Annotated in this window: 22 protein-coding genes, 1 tRNA gene and 1 riboswitch; of the genes, 16 read left to right on the top strand and 7 right to left on the bottom strand. The window is 65.1% G+C overall.

Going from position 1 to position 18,337, the window contains the following annotated elements; all coding sequences use genetic code 11:
* Positions 1-171 precede the first annotated feature (171 nt).
* Positions 172-1,545: an aspartate aminotransferase family protein gene (locus HAPAU_RS05305; RefSeq protein ID WP_066380435.1), complete on the bottom strand. Its 1,374-nt coding sequence runs from the start codon at positions 1,543-1,545 to the stop codon at positions 172-174.
* Positions 1,546-1,744: 199 nt separating this feature from the next.
* Between HAPAU_RS05305 and ilvA the strand changes: the two genes are divergently transcribed.
* The 4 genes from ilvA (at position 1,745) to HAPAU_RS05290 (ending at position 3,760) form a co-directional block, all read left to right on the top strand.
* Positions 1,745-3,004, top strand: a complete 1,260-nt coding sequence (gene ilvA / locus HAPAU_RS05300) for a threonine ammonia-lyase (protein WP_066380434.1) — start codon at positions 1,745-1,747, stop codon at positions 3,002-3,004.
* Between the two features lie 25 nt (positions 3,005-3,029).
* Positions 3,030-3,155, top strand: a complete 126-nt coding sequence (locus HAPAU_RS22750) for an HVO_2523 family zinc finger protein (protein ID WP_281177864.1) — start codon at positions 3,030-3,032, stop codon at positions 3,153-3,155.
* A gap of 57 nt (positions 3,156-3,212) precedes the next feature.
* A complete protein-coding gene (locus HAPAU_RS05295) occupies positions 3,213-3,566 on the top strand; it encodes a DUF5830 family protein (protein WP_066380433.1) in 354 nt (117 codons plus the stop codon).
* 46 nt (positions 3,567-3,612) lie between these two features.
* Positions 3,613-3,760, top strand: a tRNA-Met gene (locus tag HAPAU_RS05290).
* A gap of 113 nt (positions 3,761-3,873) precedes the next feature.
* Here the strand turns inward: HAPAU_RS05290 and HAPAU_RS05285 are convergent.
* Positions 3,874-5,538 (bottom strand): potassium channel family protein, encoded by a 1,665-nt coding sequence (locus tag HAPAU_RS05285; RefSeq protein WP_066380432.1) that lies wholly within the window; start codon positions 5,536-5,538, stop codon positions 3,874-3,876.
* Between the two features lie 458 nt (positions 5,539-5,996).
* On the bottom strand, positions 5,997-6,749 hold the full coding sequence (locus tag HAPAU_RS05280) for a GNAT family N-acetyltransferase (protein WP_066380431.1): 753 nt from the start codon (positions 6,747-6,749) through the stop codon (positions 5,997-5,999).
* A 140-nt stretch (positions 6,750-6,889) separates the two neighbouring features.
* Here HAPAU_RS05280 and HAPAU_RS05275 point away from each other — a divergent pair, with 140 nt between their 5' ends.
* On the top strand, positions 6,890-7,996 hold the full coding sequence (locus HAPAU_RS05275) for a DegT/DnrJ/EryC1/StrS family aminotransferase (RefSeq protein ID WP_169802623.1): 1,107 nt from the start codon (positions 6,890-6,892) through the stop codon (positions 7,994-7,996).
* Here HAPAU_RS05275 and HAPAU_RS05270 read toward each other — a convergent pair.
* Positions 7,993-8,604 (bottom strand): MBL fold metallo-hydrolase, encoded by a 612-nt coding sequence (locus tag HAPAU_RS05270; RefSeq protein WP_066380425.1) that lies wholly within the window; start codon positions 8,602-8,604, stop codon positions 7,993-7,995. The genes HAPAU_RS05275 and HAPAU_RS05270 overlap by 4 nt on opposite strands.
* Positions 8,605-8,749: 145 nt before the next feature.
* Here HAPAU_RS05270 and HAPAU_RS05265 point away from each other — a divergent pair, with 145 nt between their 5' ends.
* Genes HAPAU_RS05265 through hisH form a run of 4 tightly spaced genes read left to right on the top strand, consistent with a single transcriptional unit; the run spans position 8,750 to position 10,818 of the window.
* Positions 8,750-8,926: a DUF5786 family protein gene (locus tag HAPAU_RS05265; protein ID WP_066380423.1), complete on the top strand. Its 177-nt coding sequence runs from the start codon at positions 8,750-8,752 to the stop codon at positions 8,924-8,926.
* Positions 8,923-9,495, top strand: a complete 573-nt coding sequence (locus HAPAU_RS05260) for an endonuclease dU (protein WP_066380420.1) — start codon at positions 8,923-8,925, stop codon at positions 9,493-9,495. Before HAPAU_RS05265 ends, HAPAU_RS05260 begins: the two co-directional genes overlap by 4 nt.
* A 20-nt stretch (positions 9,496-9,515) precedes the next feature.
* Positions 9,516-10,106: a uracil-DNA glycosylase gene (locus tag HAPAU_RS05255; RefSeq protein ID WP_066380419.1), complete on the top strand. Its 591-nt coding sequence runs from the start codon at positions 9,516-9,518 to the stop codon at positions 10,104-10,106.
* A 43-nt stretch (positions 10,107-10,149) separates the two neighbouring features.
* The gene (hisH, locus tag HAPAU_RS05250) at positions 10,150-10,818 is read left to right on the top strand and encodes an imidazole glycerol phosphate synthase subunit HisH (RefSeq protein ID WP_066380418.1); all 669 of its coding nucleotides are present in this window, start codon (positions 10,150-10,152) and stop codon (positions 10,816-10,818) included.
* 16 nt (positions 10,819-10,834) lie between these two features.
* On the opposite strand, the gene HAPAU_RS05245 is transcribed toward hisH, so the two are convergent.
* Together HAPAU_RS05245 and HAPAU_RS05240 are read right to left on the bottom strand one after the other, a co-directional pair.
* On the bottom strand, positions 10,835-11,617 hold the full coding sequence (locus tag HAPAU_RS05245; RefSeq protein ID WP_066380417.1) for an MOSC domain-containing protein: 783 nt from the start codon (positions 11,615-11,617) through the stop codon (positions 10,835-10,837).
* A gap of 261 nt (positions 11,618-11,878) precedes the next feature.
* Entirely contained in the window at positions 11,879-12,286 is a 408-nt protein-coding gene (locus tag HAPAU_RS05240; protein WP_066380416.1) for a hypothetical protein, read from the bottom strand.
* Positions 12,287-12,319: 33 nt separating this feature from the next.
* Between HAPAU_RS05240 and HAPAU_RS05235 the strand changes: the two genes are divergently transcribed.
* The 4 genes from HAPAU_RS05235 to crcB all read left to right on the top strand — a co-directional run bounded on the left by HAPAU_RS05235 (position 12,320) and on the right by crcB (position 15,705).
* Positions 12,320-13,414, top strand: coding sequence for a tRNA (guanine(26)-N(2))-dimethyltransferase (locus tag HAPAU_RS05235; protein ID WP_066380413.1), 1,095 nt, complete (start codon positions 12,320-12,322; stop codon positions 13,412-13,414).
* 52 nt (positions 13,415-13,466) lie between these two features.
* Positions 13,467-14,798 (top strand): YihY/virulence factor BrkB family protein, encoded by a 1,332-nt coding sequence (locus HAPAU_RS05230; protein WP_066380412.1) that lies wholly within the window; start codon positions 13,467-13,469, stop codon positions 14,796-14,798.
* A gap of 80 nt (positions 14,799-14,878) precedes the next feature.
* Positions 14,879-14,944, top strand: a riboswitch (Fluoride riboswitch).
* Between the two features lie 6 nt (positions 14,945-14,950).
* Positions 14,951-15,346 carry a CrcB family protein gene (locus HAPAU_RS05225; protein ID WP_066380411.1) on the top strand — a complete coding sequence of 132 codons (396 nt, stop codon included), beginning with the start codon at positions 14,951-14,953 and terminating at the stop codon, positions 15,344-15,346.
* Entirely contained in the window at positions 15,343-15,705 is a 363-nt protein-coding gene (crcB, locus tag HAPAU_RS05220) for a fluoride efflux transporter CrcB (protein WP_066381901.1), read from the top strand. Before HAPAU_RS05225 ends, crcB begins: the two co-directional genes overlap by 4 nt.
* 107 nt (positions 15,706-15,812) lie before the next feature.
* Here the strand turns inward: crcB and HAPAU_RS05215 are convergent, their stop codons facing one another.
* Positions 15,813-17,159: a glutamine synthetase family protein gene (locus tag HAPAU_RS05215; RefSeq protein WP_066380410.1), complete on the bottom strand. Its 1,347-nt coding sequence runs from the start codon at positions 17,157-17,159 to the stop codon at positions 15,813-15,815.
* 126 nt (positions 17,160-17,285) lie between these two features.
* On the opposite strand from HAPAU_RS05215, the gene lrp reads away from it, so the two are divergent.
* The 3 genes from lrp (at position 17,286) to HAPAU_RS21565 (ending at position 18,330) form a co-directional block, all read left to right on the top strand.
* A complete protein-coding gene (gene lrp, locus HAPAU_RS05210; RefSeq protein ID WP_066380408.1) occupies positions 17,286-17,744 on the top strand; it encodes an HTH-type transcriptional regulator Lrp in 459 nt (152 codons plus the stop codon).
* Positions 17,745-17,820: 76 nt separating this feature from the next.
* Positions 17,821-18,117: a hypothetical protein gene (locus tag HAPAU_RS05205; protein ID WP_245634034.1), complete on the top strand. Its 297-nt coding sequence runs from the start codon at positions 17,821-17,823 to the stop codon at positions 18,115-18,117.
* Between the two features lie 63 nt (positions 18,118-18,180).
* The gene (locus HAPAU_RS21565; protein WP_169802622.1) at positions 18,181-18,330 is read left to right on the top strand and encodes a hypothetical protein; all 150 of its coding nucleotides are present in this window, start codon (positions 18,181-18,183) and stop codon (positions 18,328-18,330) included.
* Positions 18,331-18,337: the final 7 nt, after the last annotated feature.

Here is an 18,337-nt window from a genome sequence, read left to right as displayed (position 1 = left end):
CGCCGGTTGCGAACCGGTTATTAACTCTTGTCATGGTGTGTGGTGTCACCTGTCATTCACAATCGACGAGGACGGTAATAACGGTTCCGATTACTGTAGATGGCACACACATATTACGTATACTAAGGACCGAAAAGAGAGGGCAGAAACGGCCGTCCGGATCGAGGTTCGTCAGACCGACTGGGTAGGTGTCGCGTGTTCGATCGCCTCACAGACCACGTCCATCGCCGTCTCGGCGAGTTCGTGGGTGAGCACGAGCGGCGGGAGTAGGCGAAGGACGCTGCCGTGGCGACCGGCGGTCCAGACGAGCACGCCGTGTTCGTAGCAGTACTGCTGGATCGCGTCGACAGCGTCGTCGGCGGGCTCGCCGTCCTCGCCCGCGAACTCCGCGCCGATGAACAACCCCTTTCCGCGGACCTCCGCCAACAGTTCGTTGTCCTCGCCGGCCTCACGGAGTCGCTCGCGGAGATACTCGCCCAGTTCGCGGGCATGCGCCAGCAGGTCGTGGGCCTGGATGTACTCGATGGCCCGCGTGCCCGCACGCATCGCAACGACGTGCCCGCGATAGGTGCCTGCGTGGTCGCCCGGCCCCCACGTGTCGAGCTCCTCGCGGTACATCGTCGCCGAGAGGGGGAAGCCCGCGCCGCCGAGGGCCTTGGCCATCGTCATCGCGTCGGGCGTCACGTCGTAGTGCTCGCAGGCGAACCACTCGCCAGAGCGTCCCAACCCGGATTGGATCTCGTCGAACACCAAGGGAAGGGCGTTGTCGTCGGCGATCTCTCGCAGGCCCTCCAGAAAGCCCTCGGGCGGGACGACGACCCCACCTTCTCCTTGTATGGGTTCGGCGAAGATCCCCGCCGGGTTCGCGAGCCCGCCGTAAGGGTCCTCGACGATCGCGCGCACCTCTTCTAAGGCGTCCTTCACCGCCTCGTCCTCACTCTTGCCCTGTCTGAGGGGGTAGGGATAGGGCGCGTGGACCACGTCGGGCAGCAGGGGCGTGTAGTGGCCCTTGAACTTCTTGTTCGAGGTCAGACTCATCGGGCCGCTCGTGGGGCCGTGATACGCCCCTCGAAAGGCGATCAGACCCGTGCCGCCGGTGTTGTACTTCGCGAGCTTGATCGCGGCCTCGATGGCGTCGCTGCCGGTCGGCCCACCGAAGATCACTCGATTGTCCCCAGCGAGTTCGCCCGGCGCGATCTCGTCGAGCTTCTCGATGAGTTCGAGGCGTGCTTCCGACGGGAAATCGACGGTGTGGACGAGCTTGTCGGCCTGCTCGTGGACCGCCTCCATCACGTAGGGGTTGGCGTGGCCGACGTTGAGCACGCCGATGCCCGCAAAGAGGTCGATAAAGGTGTTGCCGTCGGCGTCGCGCAGCGTCGCTCCCTTCCCCTCCTCGAAGGCCAGCGGCATGTCGTTGGGGTAGGCGACGGCGCTACTGTCGATCTCGCGCTGTTTCCGGACGAGTCTGTCTGACTCGGGGCCCGGCACCTCCCCGACGTCGGGCGCGTCGTCGAAGTGGAGCTCCTCGATCGGTGGTCCTGCCATGTGCCACCTCATGACGACCGCCCGTAAATAGCTTATCAACGATTACCGAAAGAGTCGTACACAGTATTCGATACTGGTATCGGCGTCCCGCGACTGAAGGAACCGTACTCGCTGTCAACGGTCGCTGTGTACAGTTAAGTGTCGGGCGCGGCATGGGCCGGTATGTCGACGCTACGCACGGGCGGCGAGGGGATCGCGGATGACGGATGAGCCCCCGGTCTCGATCGGGGACGTCGAGGCGGCCAGCGAGCGCCTCGAAGAGGTGGTCCACCGGACGCCGCTGGACCGCTCGACGACGTTCGCGGGGATGAGCGGGGCGGCCTCGGTGGGACTCAAACTCGAGAACGCCCAGCGGACGGGGTCGTTCAAGATCCGCGGGGCGTACAACTGCATGGCCCAACTCTCCGACGAGCAGCGCGAACGGGGCGTGATCGCGGCGAGCGCGGGCAACCACGCCCAGGGGGTGGCGCTGGCCGGGCAGTTGTTGGGGATCGAGACGACGATCGTCGTCCCCGAGATCACGCCCGCGGCGAAGATCGCGGCCACGCGGGGCTACGGCGCGGCGGTGGTCGTCGAAGGCGATATCTACGAGCGCTCCTACGAACACGCCCTCGAACTCGCCGAGCGCGAGGGATTGGAGTTCGTTCATCCCTTCGACGACGAGCGGATCATCGCCGGGCAGGGGACGGTGGGACTCGAACTGTTCGAGCAGTACCCCGAACTCGATACCGTGCTGGTGGCGATCGGCGGGGGCGGGCTGATCGGCGGGATCGCGACCGCGCTGAAGGCCCAGGACCGCGACATTCGGGTGCTCGGCGTCCAGCCAGAGGGCGCGGCCCACGCGGGTCGGTCGCTCGAAAACAATGAAATCTACGAGCGCGAGTCGGTCGACACCGTCGCCGACGGGATCGCCGACACCCGACTCCTCGAGACCACCTTCGAGACGATGCGCGGGCGGGTCGACGGCGTGGTGACCGTCGCGGATTCGGGGATCGCGGCCGCGGTGGCGTTGCTGGCCGAGCGGGCGAAAACCGTCGTCGAACCGGCGGGTGCGGCACCCCTCGCGGCGCTCCTGTCGGGGGCGGCCGAGTTCGAGGACGAGGACGTCGCGGTCGTGATTTCGGGGGGCAACGCCGACCTCACCGACCACGCCGACCTCGTTCGGCAGGGATTGATCGAACTCGGCCGGTACGCGACCCCCCGGCTCGCCGTTTCGAACCGTGGCCGGATCGGGCCGGTCACGGATCGACTGGACGAGTGTGGGGCGAAACTCGACGGGGTTCGGGCCGGCCGGCGGATCCCGGGCGACGACCCGAACCGCCGGCCGATGGAACTCGGAATCGAGGCGAACGGCCCCGATCACCTTCGGGAGGCAATCGAGGCGATCGGATCGCTCGACGGGGTCGAGGTGCTCGAACCCGGTCTCGAACCCGAGCGGGTGTTCGAAACGACAGACTGAGGGACGGGGCGAGACGAGTAGAAGTATGAGCGACGAGGTGCCGGCGGGACGGCCGTGTCCGCGGTGTGGGACGCCGATGTACCACCGCCACTGCAAGTACGTGTGTCCGAACCACGGCGTGATCTACGACTGTGCGGACACCTTCTACTGAGACGGCGAACCGAGCCGTGTGGGAAACGCTTTGTGGATCGCATCGGTACTGGCGGTGATGAGCGATCCGGTCGAGATGGGCTGTGAACTCCTCGAGAACTGCGAGGACGACTCTCTGGAGCTGTCGGAAGCCGTCGACCGGCTGGAAACGATCACGACCGATCCGCATCTCACCCGCGAGATCCTCGACACCGCCGAGAAACGCGGGATCATCGCCCGCGAGGACGGGCTGATCCGCCCCAAACGGAGTACGTTCGTCAGTTTCGAGAGCGAAGTGGTAACGAAAGAAGGGGACTTCACCTGTCGGCGCTGTGGGGCCGGGCTGTCGACAGGGCATTTCATCCGGTTCGAGTCGGGCGAACACGGTCCCTTCGGCTCCTCGTGTATCCGAAAAGTCACCGGCCGGGAGTGAGTGGAATGAGAACCTTAAAGGTCGCCAGCCGATAACCGACGAACGCGCCCGGGTGGCTTAGCTGGACATAGCGCCGCACTCATAGGGTTTCAGAGTCGAGGCGGCTGCCTTGGAAGCCTCCCATGCCCACGCGCCGTGCCACGGCTCGAATCTGGGTCATGCGGAGATCGAGGGTTCGGAGCCCTCCCCGGGCACTGGCTTTCTACGCGAGTCCGAATGGTAGAGTGACGAGTCCGATACCGTCAGGAGTCTCGAGATCACCGGCGCAGGCGGAGTCTCGACGCCTGAGTCCATCCGAGCCCGAAGGCTACGACAGGGCCGTCCCGTCCTCGAACTCCCGGATCATCGCGTCGGTTCCAGCCACCAGAAGCCGATCGGTATCGCGGATGGCGGTCTTCTCGTCGGTCAGGTACTCGCCGTCGCGTTCGACGCCGACGATCACCCAACCGGTCTCGGAGCCCGCGTTGACCTCGTCGATCGACCGGCCCGCGAGGGGGGCTGCGTCGGTGCGGATCATTCTGATCTGGCTCACCGGCGAGATCACGTCCTCGCCGTAGACCTCGCGGGCGAGCAGCCGTGCGGTCGCCTGCTGGATCGACAGCACGTAGTCCGCGCCGCCGCTGAAGGCCGTTCGGACCTTGTCCTCGTCGGTCACGCGTGCGAGGATCTCGATGTCCTCGTTGAGCGAGCGGGCGAGTGCGACCGTGAGTAGTGCGGTGGCGTCGTCGTCGACGGTGACGACCAGTGCCGTGGCCTCGTCGAGTCCGGCCTCGGTCAGCGTCTCGGGGTCGCCGACGTCCCCGACGAGGTCGACCCCGTCGTGGTCCTCGACGTCGACCGTCGTCGTCGAGACGTCCTCGGGGAGCGTTTCGACGACGGCCCGCCCGCCCTCGCCCGCGCCGGCGACGACGACGGAGGTGTGATCGCGGGTGGTTCGGAGTCCCGTTCCCGACAGTTTCTCGCTCACGTCGTCGATAGCCCCCTTCGGACCGGCCAAGAGCAACACCGTGTTCGGCATGAGCCGATCGGTCGGGTCCGGTGGGAGCCGGAGGTCCCCGTCGAACCAACCGGCCACGAGCGTCAGGTTCGGATGATCGAAAAACGGCGTATCGCGCACGGCCGTCCCCCGCAACGGACTCCTCCGACGAACGAGGACCTCCCGGATCTCGACGTCTTCGCCCAAGGCGGTCCCCTCGGGGAACGACACCGACGTGGTGGCCTTGTGCGCAAGCCGCCGCCCGATCAGGACGTGCGGAGAGATCACGCTGTCGACGCCGATGCGTTCGAGCGCGGCGTTCCGTCGGGTCGACTCGGTGAGGCTCGCCACGCGGAGGTCCGCGTTCAGGTCCAGCGCCGACAGCGCGATGCTGGCGTTGCGATCGCCCGCGTCCGTCACCAGCAGATCCGCCTCGTGGATGGAGGCGCGTTCGAGGGTTTCGACCGTCTCGGGATCGCCGTTGATCGCCTGATAGCCGTCGTCCGAGAGTCGCTTGGCCTCCTCCTCCTCGGAGTCGATGAGGACGTAGTCGATCCCCAACCGTTCGAGTTCGTCGAGCAGGACGCCGCTATCGCGTCGGTACTCGCCGATCACGACGTGGTCGTCCTTCGAGGTGAGCCGATCGTCGAGATCGAGGGACGTCCGCTCGAACAGCGGGATGACCAGTACCCGGAGAGTGAAAAACCCGATCGCGATCCCCGACAGCTGCATCGTGACGACCAACGCGTTCATCCACGGGGTGGTCCACGGCGAATCCGCGCCGTATCCCGTCGTCGTCATCGTCTCGACGACGGTCTGGAACGATCGGAACAGCGAGTGGGAATCGCCCTCGAGCGTTCGCATCCCGGTGTTGTAGACGATCGTATAAAACAGGACGACACAAACGAGCCCGAACACGTAGCCGATCAGCAGTCGCTGGCGGCGGGACAGGTCCTCGGGCGACCGAACGTCCGCAAAGTCGGTAAGCGATCTCACAGGCAACCACTGGGAGTGTACCTAACGGGCGGGCAAAAACACGCTGCATTACATCGAATCGGACCCACAGCCACGACGGCGTGCGGACGGTGCAGTCCGGTCCTACTCGCGGGTGGGGCTTCGCTCGCGAAACGGCCGACGCCGCCTGTGACGAGAGATCACCAGAGGCGTCGACTACGGAGCCTGAGATACCACGACGCGGCGACTTCCGCGATCATCAACCCGACGACCAACGGGACCAACAACGTCATCGTCTGTACGGGAACCATCGTTCACCTCCGTATTATCATGTAGTCGACTAGAATAAAAACATTGTGTTTTTCTGAAATATTAAATCGGAGGGCAGGGGGAGGTCGTCGCGTCTCGGTGGCACCGGTCTCGCGAGCGGGACCGGGATCGGGATCGGGGGGTGCAACGGGAGCGACTGTCGACGCTCGCTCGCGGTGGATCGGTCCCGATCAGAGGTAGCCGCCGTCCCACTCGTCGGGTTTGTTCAGGTTGCCGCAGGTCCCACACTCGATTCGGTCCATGCTGTCGACGGCCTCGACCATCGACTCGCAGTTGCCACAGTAAAAGCCGTACTGCTCGTCGTAGTCCTCGTCGGCGTAGGTGACGAAGAAGGGACCGTCCTCGCCGGCGAGTTCCTCACTCCGGTCGATGTACACCGTTCCGTCGTCGGTTTCGACGGTCTCCTGGGGTGGGCTATCGGTCTCGTCCTCGCCCTCGGTCTCCGATTCGCTCTCGGCGTAGATCTCGACGACGAGGTCCTCGCCCGCGATCTCGATGCGGTCCTGTTCTGCCTTCTCGAATCCGAAGTACTCGAAGAACCCCTGTCCCTCGGCGTTGTCGGCTAGTTCGCGCGCACGGACGCTCTCGATGCCCGCCTCGTGGAGCCGGTCGCGGGCGGCCTCGAACAGCTCCGAGCCCGCACCCATCCCACGGAACTCGGTGGCGACGTGAAGCCACGTCAGGGTCCCCGTCCCGTCGTCGATTTCGGCCTCGACGAATCCCGCGACCTCGCCGTCCTCCCTTGCGACGAGCAAGACGGTGTCGTCGCTCTCGGCCTGTGCGGCCAGTCGTTCGGAGTTGAACTGCTCGTTCAGGATCGCTTCGAGCGTGTCGGGGCTGACCGCATACGAGGCCTCCATCGACCGTTCTGCGACGTCCTTGATCGCTTTCGCGTCCTCGCCGGTGGCGTCCGTGATTTCCATACCGCTCCTTCGACGCCCGAGCGGATAAAAGGCCACCCGGCGACCCGACCGAGGTCGGACGATATATTTATCAATACCTATACCATTTGTTTCGGTAATCTACGCTCGAGAGGTGTTTCCAGCAAGCAATCATGTTCGCAATGACAGAGAGCGTTTCGGCCGACCTGTGGAATGTCGTGTTTCCGGAGACGAGCGGGCCGTCGTTTCCTACCACCCTACTCGAACGGACCGAATTCGAGCGGTGGGCGGGCTTTTCCTCTGGACGGGCGGCGCTGTGGTACGCGCTTCGGGATGCCGGGATCGAGGGCGACGACGAGGTCCTCACCCCCTCCTATTCGGATCTCTCGGTCGACCGGGTCGTCGAGGACGTCGCCACCCCGATCCACGTCGATATCGACGAGGGCTACACGATGGACCTCGATCACGCTCGAGAGCGCGTCACCGACCGGACGAAGGCGATCATCCCGACCCATCTCTTCGGCGAGCCCTGTGACATGGATCGGGTCGCGGACCTCGCCGCCGAGTACGACCTGACGGTGATCGAGGACGCCGCTCACGCACTCGGGGCGATGCACGTAAACGACGGGATCGGCCGGCACGGCGACTACTGTCTGTTCAGTTTTCGCTTCACGAAGGAGGCGACGATCTACAAGGGCGGGCTGTTGTTGGGCGTCGATCCGCCCCGATCGGCCGCCCCCCGACCCGACATCCGCACCGTCGCGACGCTCGGCGGGATCGTCCTCGGCGAGACCGTCATGCGGGCGCTTCCGGGACCGGTCTACGGGGCGCTCCGTTCGACGCTGCTCGATCCGTACTTCCGGACGAGTGCGGGGTTCCTCGACCGGGGAACTCCCCAACGCTTTACGGATCGCCAGCACGCGATGCTCCGGACACAGTTCCGTGACCTTTCGAGTGCCGTCGAGACCAGACGCCGCCACGCCGAGCGCTACCGTCGCGGGCTCGCGGACGGTATCGACCGTCCGCCGGCCGCGGAGGACCACGCCTACTTCCGGTACCCGATTCAGGTCCCACGCTCCCGACGCGAGTCGATGGCGAACGCGCTCCAGCGCCGCGGCGTCGGCTGTTCGAAGTCCTACTCGTACATCCTCGGTCCGCCCGGGGAGTGTCCGAACGCCTATCGGGCCTCCGGGCGGGTGATCGACCTCCCGATCCACGCCCGCCTCGACGCGGAACAGGTCGATCGCGTCATCGAGACCGTCAACGAGGTCTGGGCCGGGTTCAGCTAGTCCTCGGGATACTTCGGCTCGCGGCGCTCGGCCCGTTCGAGCGCCCGCTCGATCACGCCCCGGACGTCGCCGTGGAACTCCCCGCCGTGGCCCGAGTACATGTCTTCGACACCCTCGGGCAGGCGATCGAGGAGACGTCGGACGCTCTCGATCAGTTCCTCGCGGGACTGACCGGCCATGTCCGTCCGGCCGAAGCTGCCGCCCTCGAACGCGCCGTCGTCGTGGACCACGACGTCGCCGCTGTATACCGTCGTCTCGCTCACGAACGAGAGGTGGTCGTCGGCGTGACCGGGTGTGTAGATCGCCTCGCACTCCTCGTCGCCGATCACGACGACATCGCCGTCGTCGAGTGCGTGGGTCCGATCGGGGTGATCGGCGTAGGCGTACAGGTCGGGATCGAACGCCTCTAGCACCGCGTCGAGGCGTTCGACGTGATCGCTGTGCTGGTGGGTGAGGACGACCCGATCGAGGTCGTCGGTATGCTCCCGGATGGCGTCGACGATCCCCGGCATCGCCCCGGCATCGACGAGTGTCGTCTCCTCGCCGGTGACCAGAAAGACGTTACAGGTGAACGTATCGGCGTCCGCGGTCAGGTTGTAGACGGCCATACCGGTAGCTCGTCGGCCGTTCGTATAAGGGTTGTACCGGCGTGTGGTCGCCCGCGGCCGGTTCAGGCCGTAGTGTTGTTGGTGAGATCACGACAACTGTCTCGGCGGCGTGGATTTTTAGTGAACGGGGCCAGTAAAGACACATATGGGCTTTGGGAGCTACGATGAAACCGAACAAGAGAATCAAGACTACGACACCGACTTCGAGGATGGCGACGGTGTCGACACCAACGAGAACACCCACGACGGTGCGATCACGTTCGACAACGGGGCGTCGAACGACGAACTGCTCTCCAAGCTCGAAGAGATCAAAGAGGAGTGAAAGCCGGAAGCCGGGTGTTGGGCATCGCCGAGTCCTATCGCGGCGACCGATCCCCGGGTGAGGCAAGCACGCTGGCCGGTGCGGTCGTGCGCGCCGATCGAGTCGTCGACGGCCTCGTTTTCGGATCGATCACCGTCGGCGGAGAAGACGCCACCGACGCCGTTCGTGGGCTGTTTTCCGAGCTGGACCGCGAGGACGTCCGGTATCTCCTGTTGTCGGGTATCGCACCCGCGTGGTACAACGTCGTCGATCTGCCCGAGATCGCAGACCAGATCGGTCGCCCGGTCTGTGCCGTGAGCTTCGAGGAAAGCGAGGGACTCGAAGGACCGGTCAAACGGGCCTTTTCGGGGGACGAACGCGACCGGCGGCTCGCGACCTACGACCGCCAGCCCGCACGCGAGCGAATCGAGGTGAACAGCGAGACGCTGTACTGGCGCGGCGTCGGTCTCGATTCCGCGGAGGCCCGTGAACTGCTTTCGACCCTGACGCCCGAGGGCGGACGGCCCGAGCCGCTCAGAGTCGCGCGACTCGCGGCCCGGGCCGCGGATCGCTTCCGAGAGGATTTGTAGCCCGCTCTCGAAGCGGGAGTATGGAGAACATGGAGGGACCCCGCGTGACCGACTGCGAGCGCTGTCCCGCGCTCGTCGAATCGCGCTCGCGGATCGTCAACGGCGTTGGTCCAGAAGACGCCGACCTGCTGATCGTCGGGGAGGCCCCGGGCGAACAGGAGGACCGCGAAGGCGAGCCCTTTGTCGGCCGGAGCGGGACGCAACTCGACGAGAAGCTTCGCGAGCACGGGATCGCCCGCGAGGACGTGCGGATCACCAACTGCGTGCGGTGTCGCCCGCCCGAAAACCGGGATCCCACGAAGGAGGAACTCGAGAACTGCCGGGGCTATCTCGAACGCGAGATCGAACTGATCGATCCCGAACTCGTTATGACCGTCGGGAAGGTCCCCACCGAACACCTGCTGGAACGTGACGTGGCGGTAACGAAGGAGGCCGGAAGCGTCGCGGAACACCGGATCGGCGGCGTGGCTCGAAAAGTCCTGATCAGCGTTCATCCCGCCGCGATGCTCTACGACCGCTCACAGGAGGCGACGCTCGATTCGACGATCGAGGAGGCCGCGGCGCTGATCGGCGCGGAAAGGAGCGATCAGTCCCGACTGGACTCGTACTAGCGCGACGGAAAGGGACTTTACCGGGAGGGACATACGACGAGTTATGAACACGAACACGCAGACTCCGCGGGCACCCACGACCCTCGCTGAGGTCGTCGTCGTCGACTACGGGCTGGGAAACCTCCGGAGCGTCACCCGGGGGCTGGAACGCGCCGGGGCGGAGGTGGAAATCACCGACGACCCCGACGCCTTTTCCGAGGCCGACGGGATCGTGCTGCCCGGGGTAGGCGCGTTCCGCGAGGGCGTCGAGAACGCCGGGCCGTACCGCGAACCGCTTCTCGAAGCCGCCGAGCGGGGCCAGCCGACATTCGGGATCTGTCTGGGGATGCAGATGCTGTTGACCGACAGCGAAGAAGCCGCCCACGACGGCGAGGGCGACGTCCGGGGACTGGACCTGATCCCGGGGACGAACCTCCGGTTCGACGGGGGCCAGAAGGTCCCTCACATGGGCTGGAACGAACTCTCGATCGAGCGCGAGCACCCGCTCGTGGAGGGCGTCGACGGCGAGTACGCCTACTTCGTCCACTCGTACTACGCCGAGCCCGAGGATCCCTCCAGCGTGGTCGCGACCACCGACTACGGGATCGAGTTCCCCGCGGTCGTCGCAAACGAGGCGGGCAACGTCTTCGGGACGCAGTTCCACCCCGAGAAGAGCGGCGAGACGGGGCTTGCGATACTGCGGAACTTCGTCGGGATCTGTGCGGAGGACTGAACCGCTCCTGTAACGGCTACTCGAGTTCGTCACGCTCGCCGCGGATCTCGACGGGGTCGCCCACCTCCACCTCGCCGTCGTCCTGAACCCGGGTGTTGACCATCAGCCGGAAGGGGTGGTCGAACCGATCCGAGTCGGTCCACTCGGGCAGCGTTTCGCGGCGCTTCGCGACGAACCGCTCGCGAAACCCGTCGAGTTCCTCACCGGTGTCTGGATCCCGCGAGGGTACCACACAGCGCTGACACGGGTTCACTCCCGAAAGGCGGACGCCTCCTACAGAAAAGTCGACGACGCGACCGTGATCCGAAAAGAGACGGTCCTCCCAGAAGGCGGGGACGCCCCCGATTTCGAGGTTTGCGCGAAAGCGCCGACGCACGTTTTCGGGCGCGAGGTCGAACCACGAGGCGACTGTCTCGATCGTCGCGGTGCTGATGACCGTTGGACCCGGAATCTCCGTGTCATCGGGCAGTCCTGTTTCGTCGCGGATCAGTTCGATGGGATACTCGAAGTGTTCGGAGAGGCGCGCGGCGAGTTCCTCACGGTCGGCCCTGAGGTCGAACTCGTCGGCATCGCTTTCGAGCATCGAGAGATCGGCTCGGTCGGGATCGTGGTAACTCGCCCGCAGCCGATGGACCGCCGGTGTACGTTTGCCGTTTACGTACTCGCCCTCGTTATCGACCATCGCATACCGTCTGTCGCCCGCGATAGGCCCCTCAGAAGTGACCTCGGCGCGCTCGGGCTCGAAGGCGTCGAGGGATTTGATCGGAAACAGCGAGATCCGCGCGAGCCGTGGGTCCATGGTGGGAGCTAGAAGCGAGACGGCTTCGATTTATCGACCGAGGTGCGGCGGCCGGCGTGAGGGCGGTCGCCAACTCGGCGACCGCATGAGCGGGGCGGGGAAAGGCAGGTGCTCTACGCAGCCGGGTAGCCGCCCGGCTGCGTATGCGACCTGGCGGTCCTCGGAAATCGAAGATTTCCGGGACGCCGAGAGAGCGCGGAGCGCTCTCTCGTAGCGACATGAAAAGGGCGAGAAATTCGCGCCAGTGCGTTCCGAGGGCTTTCAGAGGAAACTGCGGACTTCCGAGTACCACATGTCGTGTTCGTCGACCCGTCCGGTGGCCTCTGCGATGACGACCGCCAGCGCGTGCCAGCAGCGTTCGGCCGGATCCTCGGGATCGAGGTTGTACTCTGCGTCCTTGCAGGTACAGCCCCGACCCTCGACGACGTACTCCTCGTCGTGGCCGACGACGACCGTGAAATCGCGGTATTTCTTGACTCTACCCTCGGTGACGGCCTCGATTGCGCGCACGCCCCGGTCACCGTGGACCGCGATGATCCGCTCGGCTACGGAGCCGGTCAGTCGGCCCGCGCTCGCGAGGTCCGCCGTCCACGTCTCGACCGGGTCTGCCACGCTCGCCCTTGGGACGGACGGGGCTAAACCGGTTCGGTTCTCCCGTGTGGATCGCATGGCTTTTCCCCCGCTCGCCACCGACAAGGAGTCATGCGCGTACGCGAGGGTGGGGTCGAAATCGAGACCGGCGAGGCCTTTTACAACCCCGATCAGGAACTGAACCGCGACCTGACGATCGCCGTCCTCCGAGCGTACCGCGACCGGGAGCCCCGCGCACAGCGGTATCTCGACGCGATGAGCGCGTCGGGGATCAGGGGCGTGCGGGCGGCCGCCGACGGTTGGGAGGCGACGCTCTGTGATTACAAGACTGAAAACGCCGCCCTCTGTCGTGAGAACCTCAAACGAAACGGGTTCGAGAGTGACGTGGTGAATCGGGACGCGAACGCCTTGCTCCACGAGGGGCTGTTCGACGTCGTGGACCTCGACCCCTACGGCACGCCGATCCCCTTCGCGGACGCCGCGTTCGCGAACGCCCGCAACATGGTCTGTGTCACCGCGACCGACACCGCACCGCTGTGTGGCGCACACTTCGAGAGCGGGGTCAGGAAGTACAGTGCCGTTCCCCAAAACACCGACTACCACCCCGAGATGGGCCTGCGAATCCTGCTGTCGGCACTCGCCCGCACCGCCGCGCGCTACGACGTCGGAATCGTCCCGGTCTTCAGCCACGTCACCCGCCACTACGTCCGGACCTACCTCGACCTCGAACACAGCGCCACCGACGGGAACCGCGCGATCGAGCAGTTGGGCTACATCGACCACTGCGAGGACTGTCTGCACCGCGAGCACAGCGAGGGATTGATCGCCGACCCGTGGGAGGCCTGCCCGCTGTGTGGCTCGAATCGGGTGCTGACGGCGGGACCGGTCTGGCTCGGCTCGATCCGGAACCGGGAGTTCAGCGAGCGCGTGGGCGAAAACATCGACGAAGAGTGGGGCAGCGCGAAGCGCGCCAATCGCTTGGTAGCGGCGCTCTCGGGGGAACTCGAGTATCCGACCCACTACGACCAGCACCGCCTCTGCAAGGAGTGGGGTCGGCCCGCCGAATCGATGGACGAGTTCCTCGGGACGCTCCGGGAGTCCGGGTTCGCGGCCTCCCGGGCGCACTACCACGGAACGGCGTTCAAGACCGACGCGACCGTTGAAAAGATGCACGACGCGGTGACGAGGGCGGGGGCTTGCGAATGACATCCCCCGAGTATTTGTATCTGCCCGACCCAATCCCGGTGTGAATCGCCGCATGACGAACGCCGTCGGGATCGGCCGCGACGTCGTCGAGGAGGTGCAGGAGAACGAGGCCACGTTTCTCGCGGCGAGCATCGCGTACTACGCCTTTGTCTCCCTCATTCCGCTGTTGCTGTTCACCTTCGTCGCCGTGAGCGCGGTCGGCGGCCAGGCGCTCGCAAACCAGATCCTCGATCGGACGAGCGAGTTCCTCGCGCCGGCCGGCCAGGAGGCGATCGAGGGGGCGATCACCGGTGAAGCCGGCCGCGGTGGGGCGACGATCGCTAGCTCGGTCGTCCTGCTGTGGAGCGCGCTGAAACTGTTCAGAGGCCTCGATACGGCCTTCTCGATCGTCTACGACTCCGGGCTCGATAAGTCGATCGTCGCCCAGATCGCGAACGCCCTGATCGTCTTCCTCTCGATCCTGCTGGCGGTCGTGGGCATGCTCGTCCTCGGGACCGTCTACGCGATCCTTCCGGCGATCCCCTTCATCGGCTATGTGACCCCCTTGTTCGCGCTGATCGCGCTCTCTGTCGTCTTCCTCCCGATGTACTACTTCATGCCCGATCTCGACGGGATGACCGTCCGCGATGCGATCCCGGGGGCCGTCCTCGCGGGCGCGGGGTGGGCGGCCCTGCACTCGGTGTTCGGGTTGTACGCCTCGAACGCCGGCCAGTACGAGGCCTACGGCGTGATCGGCGGAATCTTGCTCTTGCTGACGTGGCTCTATATCGGCGGCGTTCTGATCATCCTCGGTGCCGTACTCAACTCAGTACTCATGAATCGCGACAACGATACGGACGGCGCAGGCGAAGAGACCACCGAAACGACCACGGCGGCCGACGGGAAGGGCACGCGTGCAGTGACCGATTCCCCGCGCGAACCGGGTCCGGATATCGGTGCCGAGACCGACGAGGCCACCGAATCGACCCGGACGGCCCACGACGAGGCCGGGACCGGAAAACGCGGACCCGCACCCGACGTCGTCGGCCTGCAGGACGAGGTCCGATCGCTCAGGACCGACCTCGATACCTTTCGGGCCGATATCGAGGACCGAACCGTCGGGAAGGAGGACGTCGAATCGGACCTGAAGAAGTACGTCAGAAAGCGGATTCGGCGCGGTCACGCCACCGGCTGGGGGCCGTATCTCGTCCTGTTGTACGGGACGGTCATGACGCTCGGGGCGTTCTTCTTCCTCACCGGCGGGTGGGCCATCGCCGCGATGCTCGTCCTCTGGCTCTCGACGCTCGGCCTGTACGTCGTGATGGTCACGGTCGGCACTGGTTTGGGAGTCCTCGGGTTCCCCGGTCGTATCAACGACGCGATCCGTAACTGGCGCGGGAACTGACGGTCCCGACAGACTGCCCCGTCGCTGAACCGGAATCGTCATGGCCTCACCGCGAGAACGCACTCTCGACCCCCCACGTCGTGGGTCCGGGCGATGGAGTCCGCCCGCCCCAACCGCCATCCTCGGCTGATGACTCCTTTTCATCGAGAGCCATGTCAGAGACGACCCACCATCCGCTCGTTCGACTCGAATCGCTGGCGCTGATCGCCATCGGCGGGTTCGCCGGCTCGAACCTCCGGTATCTCGCCGATACCCTCCTGCCGGGTCTGTACGGCACGCTCGCGGTCAACGTCCTCGGGAGCTTCGCGCTCGGGTTCGTCCTGTACGAAGCGCTGTACGCGGGCGTCTTGGCCCCCGAAACCCGGGCAGTCGTCTCGACCGGGTTCATCTCGTCGTTTACGACCTACAGCACCTTCGCCCTCCAGTCGGCCCAGTCAGCACCGACGTGGCTGGTGCTGAACGTCCTCGCGAACTACGCGCTCGGCTTTTCGGGCGTGCTCCTCGGGCGCTGGCTCGCGCGCTCGACCGACCGGCGGTGGTCGGCGTGATCGAGTTCGACCCCGCCCACGTCGTCGGTACCGGCGGTGCGATCGGCGCGTTGCTCCGACAGTACGTCAGCGCGCTCGTCGACGTCAAGGGGTATCCCACGGGAACGTTTACGGTGAACGTCCTCGGGAGTTTCGCCCTCGGATTCGTCACGTTTCTCGGTGCGGACACGACGCTCCTCCTGCTGTTCGGGACCGGCCTCTGCGGGTCGTTCACGACGTTTTCGTCGTTCTCCTTCGAGACCGTCCGTCTCTGGGAGACGGGCGAGCCCGGTCAGGCGATCGGCAACGCCGGAGGGAACCTGCTCGGTGCCGGAATCGCTATCGGGCTAGCGTGGGCGCTCGTCGAACTGCTCGCCTGATCTCCCCGTCGGTCGGATCGGGGGGACGGTAAGACGCCGAAACGCGCTCAAAAAACGATCGCGCTGATGCGCACTCGATTCGGATCGAAACCGCTTTGGAGACCACCTCAGAACTTCTCGAGGTACTTCTCGGTCTCCCAGCTGCTGACGTGAGTCCGATAATCGGCGTAGTCGGCACGTTTCGCCTGGATGAACTTCTCGGTGACGTGCTCGCCAAGCGCGTCGGTAACCACCTCGTCGGCCTCGAGGGCGTCGACCGCGCGCTCGAGGTCCGGCGGCAGCGTCGTGATGCCGTACTCCTCGCGTTTGGCGTCGTCGAACTCGTAGATGTCCTCGCGCACGGGTGAACCGGGATCCGCGTCGGTCTCGATGCCGTGCAGGCCCGCGCCGATGATCGCCGCGAGCGCGAGATAGGGGTTACACGACGGGTCGGGGTTGCGGACCTCGAAGCGCGAACTCGCGCCCGCGGCGTCGGGAACCCGGATGAGCGCGGAGCGGTTGACGTCCGACCACGCGATGTAGACGGGGGCCTCGTAGCCGGGGACGAGGCGCTTATAGGAGTTGATCGTCGGGTTGGTGACGGCGGCAAACGCTTCGGCGTGGTTCAGGATGCCGCCCATGAACTTGTAGGCGAGTTCGGAGAGGTTGAACTCGTCGCCGTCGTCGGCGAAGGCGTTGCCGTCCTCGTCGAAGAGGCTGATGTGGGTGTGCATCCCCGAGCCGTTGATCTCGGCGATCGGCTTGGGCATGAAGGTAGCGTGCAGGTCGTTCTGTGCGGCGACCGCACGGACCACCGACCGGAAGGTTGCGATGTTGTCCGCCGCCTCGAGCGCGTCCTCGTACTTGAAGTTGATCTCGTGTTGGCCCTCGGCGACCTCGTGGTGGGAGGCCTCGATCTCGAATCCCATGTCTTCCAGCGCGAAGATGATGTCCCGGCGGACGTCGCTCGCGAGGTCACGCGGCGCGAGGTCGAAGTAGCCGCCCGTGTCGTGGGGGACGGTCGTCGCGTTGCCCTCCTCGTCGGTCTTGAAGAGGAAGAACTCGGGCTCGGGGCCGATGCTGACCGTATAGCCCATCTCGTCGGCCGTCTCCAGAACGCTCTTGAGGACCTGTCGCGGGCCGCCCGCAAAGCGCGTGCCGTCGGTGTTGACGACGTCACAGATCAGGCGCGCGCTCGCGACGTCGCCGTCGGATCTCCACGGGAGGACCTCGAACGTCGACGGGTCGGGTTCGAGGCGCATGTCCGACTCCTGGATGCGGACGAACCCTTCTATCGAACTCCCGTCGAACCAGATCCCCTCGTCGAAGGCCTTCTCGGCCTGACTCGCGGGGATGGCGACGTTCTTGACCGTGCCGGTGATGTCGGTGAACTGCAGGCGGAGGAAGTTGACGTTCTCCTCGTCGATACGCTGCAGGACCGATTGTTCCTCAGATGTAATGTTTCCGTTTGCCATTGTTCTCGACACTCTCTCTGAACACAGTTGCCACCAAAATACTATCGCTCTGCGCAAGTATTCCGTTTCCCAAATAGAACTGGATATTCGTAAACTTCTAATGGATGCAGTGGATGGGTAGAAGTGATGACGTACGAAAATCTCGACTCGAAGTTGGTGAACGCGCTGCTGGACGACGGTCGTGCGAGTCTGCGCAGTCTCGCCGAGGAACTGGACGTGTCCGTGACGACCATCTCCAATCACCTCTCGGACCTCGAAGAGGAGGGTGCGATCACCGGCTACACCCCGAAGCTCGACTACGGTCTCTTGGGCTACGACGTCACCGCGATCCTCCAGCTCAAGGTCGAAGGGAACGCCCTGCCGGACGTGACCGAACGCCTCAGGGAGTCGGACCGAATGATCAGCGTCTACGAGGTCACCGGCGACCACGACATCATCGCCGTCGCGAAGTTCGAGGACACCGACGCCATGAACGACGGGATCAAGTCCCTGCTCGTGGACCCCGACATCCGCGAATCGAACACCAGCGTCGTGCTGAACGCCCCCATCGAGAACCGCCAGTTCCCGCTCGAACTCGAGGAGTAGGTCCTATTTCTGCTGAAACGTTGCGTTTCGCAACCGGCCCCTACCTACATGTCCGTCCGGTCCCTTCGCCCGAATCATGAGAGGACTGGCGTTCCAGGCGGGGATCTCCGCGCTCCTGTTCGCATGCGTGGGACTGCTGGCAATTGTCGCTCTATCGCCGCCGCTTCCCCTGTCGGGCTGTACCGAGGTCGCCGCGGTCGGCGAACCGCCGGGCGGGCCGGTGATCTACGGTTTCGACGGTACCGACCTCCGCTATACGCCCGACCGCGGCTTCAACGAGTGTTCGACCCACGTCGCCGTGCCGGGATTCCCGGTCGCGTTACTGGTACTCGGTGGGTTGTCGATCGCCGCCTCGCTGTTCGGGCGCGACTGATCACTTCGATTCGGCTCCACGAGCCGGCCAGAACAAAATATTTTGTCAGTGTTATGTTAATATATGGTTGAAGTGATCTTCTGGGTCTTCTGGAGTCTGATCGTGTTCGTGTTCCTCACCAGCGCGATCTACGTCGGCGTACTGCGGGCGCTCGACGTCTATTTCAACGAGAACGAGGACAGCCTGTTTCTGAGCGACGAGCCGCGCCGCTGATCGATCG

The organism is Halalkalicoccus paucihalophilus, assembly GCF_001593955.1.
GTDB lineage: Archaea > Halobacteriota > Halobacteria > Halobacteriales > Halalkalicoccaceae > Halalkalicoccus > Halalkalicoccus paucihalophilus.
The sequence above is the reverse complement of the archived record's forward strand: the minus strand, read 5'-3'. Positions and strand labels throughout refer to the sequence as shown.

Excerpts from the sequence above, each read along its gene's own strand:
- HAPAU_RS05205 (WP_245634034.1), top strand. The coding sequence starts at position 17,821 with ATGAGAGGACTGGCGTTCCAGGCGGGGATCTCCGCGCTCCTGTTCGCA.
- HAPAU_RS21565 (WP_169802622.1), top strand. The coding sequence starts at position 18,181 with ATGGTTGAAGTGATCTTCTGGGTCTTCTGGAGTCTGATCGTGTTCGTG.
- HAPAU_RS05305 (WP_066380435.1), bottom strand. The coding sequence starts at position 1,545 with ATGGCAGGACCACCGATCGAGGAGCTCCACTTCGACGACGCGCCCGAC.
- HAPAU_RS05230 (WP_066380412.1), top strand. The coding sequence starts at position 13,467 with ATGACGAACGCCGTCGGGATCGGCCGCGACGTCGTCGAGGAGGTGCAG.
- HAPAU_RS05255 (WP_066380419.1), top strand. The coding sequence starts at position 9,516 with ATGGAGAACATGGAGGGACCCCGCGTGACCGACTGCGAGCGCTGTCCC.
- HAPAU_RS05235 (WP_066380413.1), top strand. The coding sequence starts at position 12,320 with ATGCGCGTACGCGAGGGTGGGGTCGAAATCGAGACCGGCGAGGCCTTT.
- HAPAU_RS05215 (WP_066380410.1), bottom strand. The coding sequence starts at position 17,159 with ATGGCAAACGGAAACATTACATCTGAGGAACAATCGGTCCTGCAGCGT.
- HAPAU_RS05295 (WP_066380433.1), top strand. The coding sequence starts at position 3,213 with ATGAGCGATCCGGTCGAGATGGGCTGTGAACTCCTCGAGAACTGCGAG.
- HAPAU_RS05245 (WP_066380417.1), bottom strand. The coding sequence starts at position 11,617 with ATGGACCCACGGCTCGCGCGGATCTCGCTGTTTCCGATCAAATCCCTC.
- HAPAU_RS05275 (WP_169802623.1), top strand. The coding sequence starts at position 6,890 with ATGACAGAGAGCGTTTCGGCCGACCTGTGGAATGTCGTGTTTCCGGAG.
- HAPAU_RS22750 (WP_281177864.1), top strand. The coding sequence starts at position 3,030 with ATGAGCGACGAGGTGCCGGCGGGACGGCCGTGTCCGCGGTGTGGGACG.
- HAPAU_RS05225 (WP_066380411.1), top strand. The coding sequence starts at position 14,951 with ATGTCAGAGACGACCCACCATCCGCTCGTTCGACTCGAATCGCTGGCG.
- HAPAU_RS05240 (WP_066380416.1), bottom strand. The coding sequence starts at position 12,286 with ATGCGATCCACACGGGAGAACCGAACCGGTTTAGCCCCGTCCGTCCCA.
- lrp (WP_066380408.1), top strand. The coding sequence starts at position 17,286 with ATGACGTACGAAAATCTCGACTCGAAGTTGGTGAACGCGCTGCTGGAC.
- HAPAU_RS05265 (WP_066380423.1), top strand. The coding sequence starts at position 8,750 with ATGGGCTTTGGGAGCTACGATGAAACCGAACAAGAGAATCAAGACTAC.
- HAPAU_RS05280 (WP_066380431.1), bottom strand. The coding sequence starts at position 6,749 with ATGGAAATCACGGACGCCACCGGCGAGGACGCGAAAGCGATCAAGGAC.
- ilvA (WP_066380434.1), top strand. The coding sequence starts at position 1,745 with ATGACGGATGAGCCCCCGGTCTCGATCGGGGACGTCGAGGCGGCCAGC.
- HAPAU_RS05270 (WP_066380425.1), bottom strand. The coding sequence starts at position 8,604 with ATGGCCGTCTACAACCTGACCGCGGACGCCGATACGTTCACCTGTAAC.
- hisH (WP_066380418.1), top strand. The coding sequence starts at position 10,150 with ATGAACACGAACACGCAGACTCCGCGGGCACCCACGACCCTCGCTGAG.